The 13,306-nt window shown below is 32.5% G+C and carries 10 protein-coding genes; 7 read left to right on the top strand and 3 right to left on the bottom strand.

Annotated features, from left to right (window positions below; genetic code table 11):
- Nucleotides 1-9: 9 nt before the first annotated feature.
- The 3 genes from JO178_RS08775 to JO178_RS08785 are packed head-to-tail and all read right to left on the bottom strand — an operon-like array spanning nt 10 to nt 4,501.
- Nucleotides 10-2,199: a lantibiotic dehydratase family protein gene (locus JO178_RS08775; RefSeq protein ID WP_291934381.1), complete on the bottom strand. Its 2,190-nt coding sequence runs from the start codon at nt 2,197-2,199 to the stop codon at nt 10-12.
- A complete protein-coding gene (locus JO178_RS08780) occupies nt 2,199-4,367 on the bottom strand; it encodes a prolyl oligopeptidase family serine peptidase (protein WP_291934383.1) in 2,169 nt (722 codons plus the stop codon). Before JO178_RS08780 ends, JO178_RS08775 begins: the two co-directional genes overlap by 1 nt.
- Nucleotides 4,364-4,501, bottom strand: a complete 138-nt coding sequence (locus tag JO178_RS08785; protein WP_291934386.1) for a hypothetical protein — start codon at nt 4,499-4,501, stop codon at nt 4,364-4,366. Before JO178_RS08785 ends, JO178_RS08780 begins: the two co-directional genes overlap by 4 nt.
- Nucleotides 4,502-4,772: 271 nt before the next feature.
- On the opposite strand from JO178_RS08785, the gene JO178_RS08790 reads away from it, so the two are divergent.
- The 7 genes from JO178_RS08790 to JO178_RS08820 all read left to right on the top strand — a co-directional run bounded on the left by JO178_RS08790 (nt 4,773) and on the right by JO178_RS08820 (nt 13,305).
- Nucleotides 4,773-6,539 carry a helix-turn-helix domain-containing protein gene (locus JO178_RS08790; protein WP_291934388.1) on the top strand — a complete coding sequence of 589 codons (1,767 nt, stop codon included), beginning with the start codon at nt 4,773-4,775 and terminating at the stop codon, nt 6,537-6,539.
- 416 nt (nt 6,540-6,955) lie between these two features.
- Nucleotides 6,956-8,254 (top strand): hypothetical protein, encoded by a 1,299-nt coding sequence (locus tag JO178_RS08795; RefSeq protein ID WP_291934391.1) that lies wholly within the window; start codon nt 6,956-6,958, stop codon nt 8,252-8,254.
- 12 nt (nt 8,255-8,266) lie between these two features.
- Nucleotides 8,267-8,830: a DUF6705 family protein gene (locus JO178_RS08800; RefSeq protein WP_291934394.1), complete on the top strand. Its 564-nt coding sequence runs from the start codon at nt 8,267-8,269 to the stop codon at nt 8,828-8,830.
- Between the two features lie 182 nt (nt 8,831-9,012).
- On the top strand, nt 9,013-9,237 hold the full coding sequence (locus JO178_RS08805; RefSeq protein WP_291934396.1) for a hypothetical protein: 225 nt from the start codon (nt 9,013-9,015) through the stop codon (nt 9,235-9,237).
- 1,443 nt (nt 9,238-10,680) lie between these two features.
- On the top strand, nt 10,681-11,841 hold the full coding sequence (locus JO178_RS08810) for a MotA/TolQ/ExbB proton channel family protein (RefSeq protein ID WP_291934399.1): 1,161 nt from the start codon (nt 10,681-10,683) through the stop codon (nt 11,839-11,841).
- Nucleotides 11,834-12,538, top strand: a complete 705-nt coding sequence (locus JO178_RS08815) for an OmpA family protein (protein WP_291934402.1) — start codon at nt 11,834-11,836, stop codon at nt 12,536-12,538. The genes JO178_RS08810 and JO178_RS08815 overlap by 8 nt, the downstream gene beginning before the upstream one ends.
- Complete coding sequence (locus JO178_RS08820; RefSeq protein ID WP_291934403.1) at nt 12,535-13,305, top strand: hypothetical protein; 771 nt, start codon at nt 12,535-12,537, stop codon at nt 13,303-13,305. Before JO178_RS08815 ends, JO178_RS08820 begins: the two co-directional genes overlap by 4 nt.
- Nucleotide 13,306 lies beyond the last annotated feature (1 nt).

Here is a 13,306-nt window from a genome sequence, read left to right on the forward strand (position 1 = left end):
TAAGTTATATCATTTTCTGTATACCGGAAAAATAAATTCACGTTTAAAATCATCATTCTCATCATATAAAAACTCTTCGATAATGACTATTGGCTCATGCCTTACTGCATCAAAAAACATTTTGGCAAGATCGTAATTTTCCAAATTAACAGTAAGTTTATTATCTGATTTTATCCATTGAATCCATTGCGGGATCTGTCTGAGATTTCTCCACTCCCGTAATGCTGAGAACAACTGTTCCCGATCTTTCAACAATAATGAAAATCGCTGCAGCTCGTCTTCCGTAATCTTCCAGGATGCTTTTGAAAAAATAATATTTTTATATTCTACTCTTGGTAAAAACTGATAAATATTCTTCAGATCACCCCAGTTAAAATAAACTCCGGATCTTCTGTTCTGAGAAGATAAATCACACAAGAAATGATAAACCGGTAAAGGGTTTGCCGAATAATTATGAGCATTCGTGAGATGAGGTCTGATCTCTTTGTTCAGTTTTTTGGAACGTAAAACTATTCTGTTATTTTTCAGAGAAATATACAAATCATCAACAGATAATTGGGTTTCTTTTGGCAGAACAGATTGTGCCAGATAAGGAATTTCATGAGATCTTAATGTAGGTCTTCTGATTACATTTCCTATACGCGCATCAGGGAGATGAATAATTTCGGCTAAGATATAATCAGGATTTAATACCTCTTCCTTTTCGGTTATTTTTTGGGTCAGTTTCCACACCTCTGATTTTTCAGAACAAAATCTTCCAAGCAGATTGGCGGCACTGCTACCTCCTCCTCCATTAAAGAATAGTTTCAATTCATTATTTTCAGAAATAATTTCGGTCATAAAAGAAATGGTATCGGGAAGATCGTTCCAGTTTTCTTCAAAATCTCTTACATCATCATCTGAAAGTTCAATGGTATACCTCCCATACAATGAAGCTTCCTGAATTTTCAGATTTAAAATTTGCTGAAAAGGATCAAGCTCAATTTTTAAATTGGGTTTTTCCTGCGATAAAGGGATCACCAAATCATCCAGGTAAGAGTGTATTCCTTTCACAACAGCATCCTGTCTATACCCGATTCCTACTTCGGTGTCCATAGCATATGCCAAAGAGACCTCCTGTGTTTCAAATCTTTCATAAAACACTTTTTTAAATTCTTCAAGATGAGAACCTTTTGGCCGTAATGCAATTTTATTCAGAAAACAGATTCCTTTTTTAAGTTCATTCTTCCAAAAAGAAGACATCTCCAGGACTTCACTTCCGAATAAATCAGTCTGAAAAAGATGATTAGGAATGTATTCAACATTAAAACTCCGGATCATGCTTTCTATTTCGGTATATTTTGCAATAGGATTTCCGACTGTCAGGTCAAGATCGGCCAGCTTTTCCAGTATCAGAGTCAGTGCATCGGCTTCTTTTTGAGCTCCTGCTTTCTGTAAAACAGAGATGATCGTATGCTGAAAATCCTGTCCTGAAACCCTCGGCTCCAAGGCACTGACCAAAATCTGATTATCAATCAGTTCCTCGATGAATTCTGTTGCTTCATCCTGTGTTATTTCATCGTTGGTCAGCAGCGCTGCTGCCTGCTGTATTGTTTTACCCGGAATACAAAAATCCAGCACTTGTTTCAATTCTTCAGACAACGGAGCAGAAGAGATGATATACTCTCTTTTTTCTTTGGTATATTCGTATTCTACATACCTCATTCTTTTCCCTACGTTATAAATACTGTTATTGGGGTAAAAGAGTAATTGATTCCTGATTTCAGGCATTTTCACAAAATGCTGGGTTAATCCTACCAAAAAGTGCATATCCAGCTGGGTATCTCTTATTTTTTTAAGATCTGAGTGATACTTTATTTCTTTACCGGTCACGAATTTTCCCAGCCCGACCTCTGAAAAAAGGCCAAAAGGGGTACACCGGGTACTGGTACGGCTATAGTATTTTAAAATTGTATTTTTCAGTTTTTGAAATTCCCTGGAAGCATCTTCCTTTCCTGATTGAAGCCACCGGATCATTTCATTGTAAACATAGGGAGATGCCAGATAAATAGCTTCCCGGAAAGCGGGATCATTGCAGACTTCTGTTAATGCTTCATGAGCAATCTCAGATTTCTCTGTTTTTTCCTGAAATTTTTTACGTGAAAATAAAGGAGTACGAAACACATACTCTTCAAAAAACTGATAAGGGAAATGAGACATTAGTTTTTCATAATTTCTTTAGGCTGATAATCCGGATGCCCCAATTGCCAAAAAGCAAAAGCAAAAATATCACTCAGGCCTGAATATCGCTGAGCAACAGGGATATTATTTCCGTGTCCTCCTTCATAATCAATTTTTAATAAGACCGGGGTTGTTGCCCCATTGTCCGCCATAAGTTTAGCAGCAAATTTCGCCGGCTGCCAAACAATAACCCTGTTATCATTGATTCCTCCTGTAATTAACGTAGCCGGATATTTTTCACCTTTTTTAATATGCTGATAAGCATCCATTTCCAGTAAATTCTTAAATTCATCCGGATTTTTGGACGTTCCAAATTCTTTTATGTTGCCTTCTCCATTGGGTGTATTTTCAAATCTAAGCATATTGGTCATTCCTACTTCGACAATAGCGGCTTTAAAGAGGTCTGGTCTTTCGGTTATCGCCCGGCCTATTGTAATTCCGCCTGCACTGGAGCCCCAAATAGCTGTTTTATCTTTCGAGGTATAATTTTCTTTTATCAGATACTCTGTACAGTCAATCAAATCTTTCCAGGAATTAGATTTTGTTTCTTTATACCCACCCAAATGCCATTTTTTCCCTTTTTCACCTCCTCCTCTCACATGGGCAATGGCTACAATACCACCCGCTTCTGCCCACAACAGATAGCTCTTGGCAAAAAAAGGACTGCTCGACATTCCGTAAGCTCCGTAAGCATCGATCAGGGTCGGGTGCGAACCATTTTTGTTAAGATTTTTATTATAAATTAAAGATAACGGGATCTCTTGCCCGTCTCTGGACTTCACACTAAGTTCTTCAACAATAATATCTTTAAATTCAGGATATTCGACAACCGGAGCCAGATTTTCAGGAATAAAAGTCTTAGAAGCGGCATTATATCTGAAACGCTGATCTTCATTCGTCCAGCCTGAACAGGTGACCCATAGATCTGAAAATTTCATTCCTCTGGATTGCAGACTGACATTTCCGGAAACAAAAGGCAGAGCAATAGCAGTTTCTTTCCCGTTGCTCAATGAATAGAGTTTACCCTCCACTCCGTTTTTTGTAGTCGTGAAATAAATCCCGTCTTTATTGATGGTATATCCTTTAATGACTTCATCTTTTTTTTCAGGAACTAAAATCTGAGGATTTTTAAAATCAGGATGTTTTACACTGGTTTTACACAATTTATAATTGGGAGAATTATCTCCGGAAAGAAAATAAAGATCATCCCCCGATAATCTTAAATAATATACCTTATCTGCTTTATCATATAAAGGTTTCCAGTTTTTTTTACCTTTTACAAGATCTTCTTTACTGATGATAAATGTTTTCCGAAAATCTTCTGCATCCACCAGTATTCCGATATAGTACTTATCATCTGAGTTAAAAGTCAGAATAGCAGGAGCCACATCATTACTGATATCCAAACGGGGAGTAATGCTATTGGAAAAAACATTATTACGTTGATTAGGGTCCTCACCTATTTTATATAAAACAGATTGTGTATTTTTTCCAAACAAATGAGAAGTGATATCAACGACAGGATAGTATATATAAAAAAATCCTGAATTATCCTCCAGCCATTTTATACCGCCCACAGAACCGGGAATAGTCTGGGTAATGACCTGCGGATATATAGATCTTGTGGCTACTTCCATCACAAGAATTTCGGAAATTTCTTTCCCTTTTTCAGCTAAGGAAATGGCAAGTTTACGCCCGTCCCAACTGGGGCTTATCAGGGTAACCACATAATTGTGACCTGCATTATAGGGGTCATATAATAATTCTTCTTTTCCATCAAAACCGTTTCTACAGTATACTTTTGATGTTTTTTCATCCGCATTTTTTTTTAAGTAAAAATATTTATTGTTGTCAGAAATTTTCAAATCCGATACAGAATAGCCCTGTCTTTTATCTAAATCCAGTCGTTTTTCAATATAATAATTCCGGTTGGGGATTTTTGCCAATGTAGCATTAGTATAATCGCTCTGGGATTTCATCCAGCCCAGTACCTTAGAGTCCTGTAAATCTTCCAGGTTTCTGTAGCGGTCTGTAATCGACGTACCGAAATACTTATCTGTAACAGGCTCGGAAGGGGCTAAATTAGTATTCTGCGCTTTTATCGTACCAAAGAAAAAAATAACAACAATAAATATTACATACCTCATACAGTGGTTCTTTTACTCGTATCAAATCCGCTTTGGTTATTACTTCCGTCATCCGGATTCGTACATTCATTGATCTGCTGCAAAGTTATGCCAACACCGCCAAATATTCTACTTGGATTTGTAATTTTAGCCATCTGCAATTTTTTCAGAGACAACTTTTTTTCACTTTGGTTTCTTTTTTTCATAATTAAATAATAATTTAAAAATTAAACATATTACAAATAAAACAATATTTTCTCAAACACTGGTGAATATAATTATAAATTTATAAATTTATAGTGTCAAAAAAACAAGAAAACCACCTATTTCAAACACTTTAACAAACATTATTGTTAATAGTTAAACATTGATTTTTTAAGCAAATAAATAATACTTTTGTACCTATAAATGAATTTTAATACGCTCATGAGAATAAAATTTTTCCTGTTATTTATTGGGTATAACTTGTTATATGCACAGGCAAGCATTGAAACAAATCTTTTAAAAGAATATACTTACAAAGAACTCCAAGAAAAATTCTATGATTATAATTATGCAGGTAAACCTGATAAAGCAGAACAAATTGCGCGGTATTATCTGACCAGAGCCAAAAAGGAAAAAAACTATTCACAAGTAGCAGAAGGCTATGCATTTATGTATATTAATGAAAATAAAGAAAATGCATTAAAATACATAGACAGTATGGGTATTGTAGCCAAAAAGCTAAATGAAGACATCTATCCCACAAGAATTTACCTTTTAAGAGCTAATGTATTTTTAAAATTTAATAATCAGAAAGAAGCCCTTGATAATTATGTAGTGGGACTGGAATATGCCAAAAAAAATAATAATAAAAGACAAATAGCGCTGGCAGAAACCAATATTGCTTATTTAAATAATTTCGTCGGCAAGCATCAGGAAGCTGCCAAGGTATTAAGATTTTATATGAATAATGCAGACTATCTCAATGAGAATGAGATAGAAAAAATAAGAGTTAATCTTGCAGATACTTATATTGAAATCAATAAATTAGATTCGGCCAATATACTTATCAACAAAGGATTAGAAATGTTTAAAAATAAAGATCCTTACAGATATCATCAATATCTGACTTTATCCGGATTTAATAATCTGAAACTCAACAAATACCACGATGCCGTTGAAAGCTTATCGCAATCTAAAAAATATTTCCTGAACTCCTCTGATGATGAAAGAAATAAAAACTACACCCTTTTTTATTTAGGGGAATCTTATGACAAATTACAGTTAAAAGAAAAAGCAGCCCAGTCTTTTAGGGAAATAGACTCTCTTCTTCACAAAAGCGATTATGTTTTTCCTGAGCTTAACAGAGTATATACCTATCTGATCAATTATTACAAAGAAAAAAACGATAAAGAAAAACAGCTCTTTTATATTGACAGATATTTAAAGATAGATCAGTCTTTAGATACCCAGTTCAGGTATGTTTCCAGGGAGCTTCCCAGACAGTATGATACCCCGAAACTATTAAAAGAGAAAGATTCTATTATCAACGAGCTTGAGAATAAAAAAGTTTATTTTATTCTTTCGCTTTGTATTTTATTATTGGTACTCTTCGTCCTCATATCTCTGTATTACAGGTCTAAAAAAGCTGAGAAGGAACATAGAAAAACAGCTCAGAAATTAATCCAGTCTCTGGAAGAACGCTACAGTGAAAAAGACAAAACTGAAGCACCGATATTCATTGTCAACCATTCTGCACCGGTAGAAATTACTGATATTCCTGAAATAACAGATTCAACGGAAACCGGTCTGCCGGAACAGGAAGAAAAAGTGACTAAAAATATTCCTGAGGATGTAAGACAGATCATTCTTAAAGGACTTGATAATTTTGAGAAAAAAGAAACCTTCCTGAAAAAAGGAGTCACATTATCTACTCTGGCTAAATCTGTCAATACCAACACGGCCTATTTATCAGAAGTCATTAATACCCATAAAGAAAAAAACTTCACCAATTATATCAATGACCTGCGTATAGATTATGCACTGGAACGTTTAATACATGATAAGAAGTTCAGATCCTATAAATTACCTGCCATTGCAGATGATTTGGGATATAATAACGTGCAGGCATTTTCTCTTGCCTTCAAAAAAAAGACAGGTACCACCCCTTCCATTTATATTAAGGAGATTGAAAATTCACTGGCTTCTTAAACTTTCATTGTGTATTTAAGTTTCTAGAAAATATATTAAAAAATACTATAAAAACCACTTACATGACGTAAGCGGTTGATTTTCTGTGGTCCCACCTGGGCACATTATAGCTTTAATAAAATTATGGGCCCATAGCTTAGAGCACCTTAAAGCTCATCAAATGAGAATCTTTTCAGAGATTGTCAGCTTTTGTATTTGCCTTAGTGAAAGACTTGTTTTACTTGTGAACTTCAATTTTCCAAAGGGAACTATCAAGTTATTCACAACCCAATACATGTAGAAAAAATTTGACCATTAATAGCCATTTCATTCTACACAATATTCCCGTAGTGAAGAATTATTATTTCTACTTTTAAATCTTAAAATTATTATATGCACCGGATGCCGGCGCATAAAAAACACAAATGTTATTGAATATGAAAAACCAATTTATGGCTATTATGGCCGGCACTTTGCTTTTGATATTTTCTACCCATTCCTGTAAACATGAAAGTCTGGAAACAGAAATTACCGGAACTCAGCAAAATCCTATTGCATTTATTAAAAATGAATATCTGAAGGGAAAAGAGATGTTAGCTGGAAAGACCATAGAATGGGAAAAAGCAAGAGAATACAAATATGAAGAAAATATTGTTCTCATTACAGTCCCTATTAAAAATGAGAATTCCAATACTATTGAAGAGCTTTCTTTTAGAGTAGATAAGAATATGGTATCAGGACACCTTTGGAAATTTCAGTCCAATGAAGCTTTTTCGCCTGAAGATTACAATCTTACGGCTCATAAAATCATGGAAAAAATGACAGGTACTGTTTCTTATGCTTCTTTAGAAGGTTCTATCCGATATGAAAAGAAAATTGTAGGAGGAGCATTTATTGAGGAAGCGGCCAGAAATGGTTTCGGACCTATGAGTTCTCCCTCATGTAAGCCCTGTCATGGAGAGATTGATAATGTGGATATCCCTCCTCCCGGTAAAGGCGTACATTTTGATCCTAATCCTGGAGTTCCGACCGTTCCTGTTCCCGGAACGATTACTCCTCCAAAACCCAATCAGCCGGATACCCCACAAAATACAGATCTATGTACAAAAGGGAAAAAAGTACAAAATAGCGAACAGGTGAAACAAAAAGTAAAAGATTTAAAAGATCATGCAAAAAAGGGTAATGGAGAAAAAGGATTTAAAGTAAAGGCTGATGGCTCTACTTCAGATATGATTGATGGAGGAAAGCATGAAGTCGACTTGGGAGACAAAATGGGATTTCAAGGAGGCTTCCATAATCATACTAGTTTAGGAATCTCCATGCTTTCTCCAGATGATATTGATATACTTTTAGGTTTTGCGCGGGCACAGGGAAATCAAGGAAATAATATTCAAAACGCTTTTATTGGAATGGTAGGGCCCGATGGTACTCAATACATAGGATGGTTCAACGGTTCTTATCAAGATGCTATCACTAATTTTTCACAAGAGCAAATGGATGCTTTTGAAAATGATTATAGAGATTTAGAAAATTTATTATCAAGCCAATCTCAATATTCTAATAATAATGGTGCAACCTTAAACAATAAAGGTTTAGAAAAATTATTTTCGGATATCCTAAAAAAGATTGGACTAAATGGTAAGATTGGACTTCAAAAAATTAATCCTGAAGATAAAATGAACAACATTAACTTTGATGATCAAGGAAGTTCAACAGATGTCCCATGTCCTAATTAAAAATTTATAATTATGAAAAATCTAATTTTAACACTAATTTTTATAACAATTTTTTTTTCATGTAAAGCACAAGAGGTTCTTCCTTTGAAATCATATAGTATGGATTTACCTCATAATGCATATTTAAAAGATTTAAATCATGAATTGGACCCTTATATAGGCTCATATAAAGCTAATTTTGAAGGAAATGAAATAACTATTTTCATAACAAAAAAAGAAAAAAAAGTAGAGAATAGAACAAATAAAACATTTTTTAGAGATGCTTTGATTGTTAAATATGTAATTAAAAATAGTTCAGGAACTATACTTCAGGATACAACAAACAATGATACAAAAATAAACAGTTTATACAGTATAGGAACCAAGCCTCAATTTGGACAGGTTGTCTTAAATTACTACGGTACCAATTGTGGAGTAGGCTGGGGTAAGGTGAATTTAAAGAAAATTAATCCAAACCAAATAACATGGGAGTATCTTCCAAATAGCAGAATTATAGATAAGGGAAGATGTCCTGGAAATCCTGATTTAACGATTTACTTACCCGAAAGTCAAAACCTTGTATTTACTAAGCAATAAGAGACTGTGAAATAAACTGTGTCAGTAAAAAAAAAATTTAAATTATAAGCTGACCTTATTATGAAAACAGAAAATTCTGATTTCGGGAGCTTCAAAAAACAAGCCATCACAGGTTTGTATTCAGGAAAGTCCTTAATATGTTTTAATTTGATTTCAGCCCCCTATTTTACCTCCTAATTAAAATGAAGTATTATTTCGAGCTCAGAAAAGAAAAAATTAATAGAGATGGAATGATTCCAATCCGTCTGATAGTGATGAATGCCAAAACTAGAATCAGAAAAAGTGTTGAAGCAAACACGCTCAACTTTAAACTTTCACAAATGAAAATGAACAATAAAGTTCTGATTAGAAATAATGATAAACTAAAATCAGAATGTGCTGACATTAAAAATGATATTGTAACCTGAAAAACTTTAACAATCTACTGTTATCAAATTTTGAACTTTATAATCAGAAGCGTAGAGAAAACTTAGAAGCCATTTTAAAATTACTTGGGAAAACGATATTACAAGAACGCTTAAAGTATCCAATTTCTGTTAATGCAGAAACATTAAACAAAACGATCTCTACAACTTACGCAACAATTGCTGAAAAAAATAAAATTCCAGATATTGCTATTGAAGAAATTTTTAAAGTTAAAAGAAATAATAGGGTCGTTATTGAAAAGAAGGTAAACCTAATAAACATGATAGTTCTGATGAAAATTCAAAAGATTTGAATAAGGATGAAATCATTAATCCTCAAAATTTTCTCCGAAGATAGATTGAATTATTTTTTAAGAATAAACTTCGTTATCCTCGAAACACTCTATGGCATTCTGATCAACCGAAAAGTGATTAGAATAAAGGTCAACTGTCATTAAAAAGTATTCAACATCAATCATTCCGCTAGAACGGTCAAATTCAAAAAACATACAAAAATTTCTAACACAGTATTTTAATAGTATATTGTGAATTTTATGATTATTTGTATCATAATTGAAACTAATATTAGAATCATAAAGTGGGCATTTTTTCAAATAATCATAATGGAGTTGCTCTCTTTGAAATGTGATAAATTGTTGTAGAAAATATAAATTCTATAATGAAACTCAAACAATGGATTATCCTTACTATCATAAATATCTTCTTCTCTTATAGCTATATGATCCAATGATTTCATTTTAGAAAAATCAAAATCTATAAAAAAACTGATGCTTGCAATTCAATCTGATTAGAATTTTGAATTTCTTCGAGGGTATATGAATCATCAAAAGCGAGACGTACAAATAGCTTTTTGATGAAATTGAAATCTGTTTTTTTATTCTTTTCCATTATTCTAAGTTATTACTTTTCTCCTTATTTATATAATCTTAGAATGTCAAAATATATCATTTTTTTTGTGTTATATAGGTTATTTTATGATAATAATAGTTCAATTACGTTATCTCGTATTCAATTTAATTAAAGTTTCACTACTTTTGGAATATTGCTAATAAAATGATGACAATTCAACAATACATTGATAACTTAAATAGACCGTTTCATACTGGAAATGAAAGAGAACATTCTTACCGAGGAGATTTACAAACCCTATAATCTACATTACCTCCTGAAATTTTAGCTATCAACGAACCTGCTTGTATTGATTGTGGAACGCCCGATTAAATAATGGAAATGTTTACATTAATCACACAAAGCATTTTTCAAATGTTCTTGAAATCGCTTAGAATTTCTACATCGGAGGCTATTTAACAATAAAGATTTCAAACAAAATTGCTAAAAACTAAAATTTTACATTAAATAATAAAACTACAAATCAAATTTTTATATTAAAAGATATTTAATAAAAACTCTAACTACTGAAAACTTATGTCAAACGAAATTTATATTATAGTATTGGCGATACTTGCCATAATAGTATTCGCAATTTATTATGAAACTATTATTAGCAAAGCTAAAAATGACACTACGAGAAAATTTGTAAATTATTATCAATTAGAAAATATGCCAAGCACATTCGTTACCATCGGGTTACTTGGTACATGTATAGGAATTGTCTTGGGACTATTCAGCTTTGATACAGATGCTGGAAGAATAAAAGATAGTGTGAAAGAATTATTATCAGGTTTACGACTTGCATTCATCGTAACTATTTTAGGACTTATTTTCTCACTAATCTATAAAAGAAGAGTAAACGATATATTAAACAAATATGGAGATATTCAGCCACCTGAATCGCCTGAGTTTACAGAAATGAGACAAACAAATGTATTACTTCGGGATTTAAATAGGGGTATTGGCAACCTTAATAGGGCATTTTCTGAAGAATTGATAACAAAGATTCAAGAATCAAATAAAAAATTAGCAGATAATCTTGCCACATTCGGAAAAAACTTAGCCACCTCTAATCATGATGCATTACTTGAAGCCCTTAAAGAAGTGATTGATGATTTAAATTCCGGATTCAGGGATACATTAGGTCTTTTGGTTAAACAGAATTTTTCTGAATTAACGAATTCAATCGATAGTCTAAATAATTGGCAGAGAGAGAACAAAGCGTACATTGAAGATTTTGCCAGACGTTATAAAAAGATCGTTCAATACACAGAGGATATGGATACAAATCTTGAAAAGATTGTAACTACTAACGCAAATCTATTGTCACAAAATGGTAAACTACATAATATCATAGAATCACTTAATTCTGTAATGGTTCAAGACACCAGGTTCCGTGAAATTACATCGAATCTAAATAATGCTTCATCGAATATCAAGGAATCATTAAATCAATTCAATAATGATCTTCAAAATACTAAAAATCAGTTAGAGGGCATTACAAATCTGAGAGCTAATATTGAATTGCTGAATGACCAATTATCTAACTTAAGAAATATCGACATTGATGAGGAGCGACTTTACATGCAAGGTATAAAAGAAACTATGGCATCAATGGATGAAATGTTTAAAAGACATTACGAGGCAATTCCTAAATTGATTCAGAACAATTTAAAATCAATATCTAATGGCTAGAAGTCGCACCCGATCAGATCACAACTTTATTGCTTATTCAGATATTATGACTTGTTTAGCAATCATTTTTCTATTTATAGCAGTGGCATACATTTTAGAGGGCTTGTCTGACAAAATAATTAAAGATGACATTTACAACGCAATTGGGGAAGATCTAAAGAAAGATTTTAAAAGCAAAAATGTCCAGTTAGATAGCGATATGTCCTTAAAATTTCTGCAAGATTCTGTTAATAAAAATGATGAACTCTTTGAAATAGGATCTGCTGAAATGACACCATCTTTTAAAAATAAAGTTGCTAATATTTGGCCAAAATATCAATCTATTATTAGTGACAGCGCAAATCTGCCATATATTAGTGAGATTCGAATTGAAGGACATACAGACACTATTGCACCTAAAAAAGATCAAAGAGAAAGCTATTTGTATAATCTTAACCTGTCATCTGCTAGAGCGCAATCTGTTTTAGAATATATTAGAACATTAGATTCCTATAAAAATCTGAATGCTTCTAAAAAAGAAAAACTTGATTTCCTACTTACGGCAAATGGGATGTCATTTTCAAGAGCCTTAAATAAAAAAGGAGAAGTTTCTATCTTGAGTAAGGATAAATCCATAGATCTCAACAAATCCCGTCGGGTTGAATTCCGAATTAACACTTCTAATGAAAAATTAGAAACAAGCTTGTCAACAAAATGATTTACGATTTTAGAAAAGGAAAGTCCGCAATCTATATATCTTCATTACTACATGTAGATTACGACTACGATTTGGAGGAATATGAATTAAGCCAAGAAGAGTTAGAATTTGATGAAATTGGTTTTATTAAGAGAGGTAAGAAAAACGGATTTGAAAGATTAGGTATTTTTTTACCAGAATATAGAAATAAACAGTATAATCAAGATCCGTCCCTACATATCTACAATTGCGACACTACAGAAGATTTATCACGCAGAATGAAGGTATCTAACTCATCCAAAAACACTTATTATTCGAAAGATCAAAAAAAACTAATTAACGCCAATCTTGAGATTTGTAAAAAGTGTGCACGAAATCTAAGAAAAAGATATAATCTTAATTTAGGAACTAACACTTTTAATAATTTTGTGCTAGCCTTAGAAGAAAGTGAAAAAAGACAAACAATCACTGATAATAAAGGATATATACTCAATTGGAAACAAGTCTCATACTGCTTTCGAGAAACAAAAAATTTCACTTGTGAAAAATGTAGTTTTAAAGCTATAAACAACTCGGAAAAAAAATTTTTACATACACATCACAGAGATCGTGATAAAGAAAATAATAGCAGATCAAATCTAGAATGTCTTTGTGTCGAATGCCATTCTAATGTTGATGAATACCATAAAGAAAAATTTTCTTTTGAGGGATTAAAACCCCTAAATGATTTCCTTGCATTCAAAGAGAAAAATAACAAATCAAAAAAACACTCAATAATTTCTATATAAA

This window comes from Chryseobacterium sp., from assembly GCF_019236175.1.
Taxonomy (GTDB): Bacteria; Bacteroidota; Bacteroidia; order Flavobacteriales; family Weeksellaceae; genus Chryseobacterium.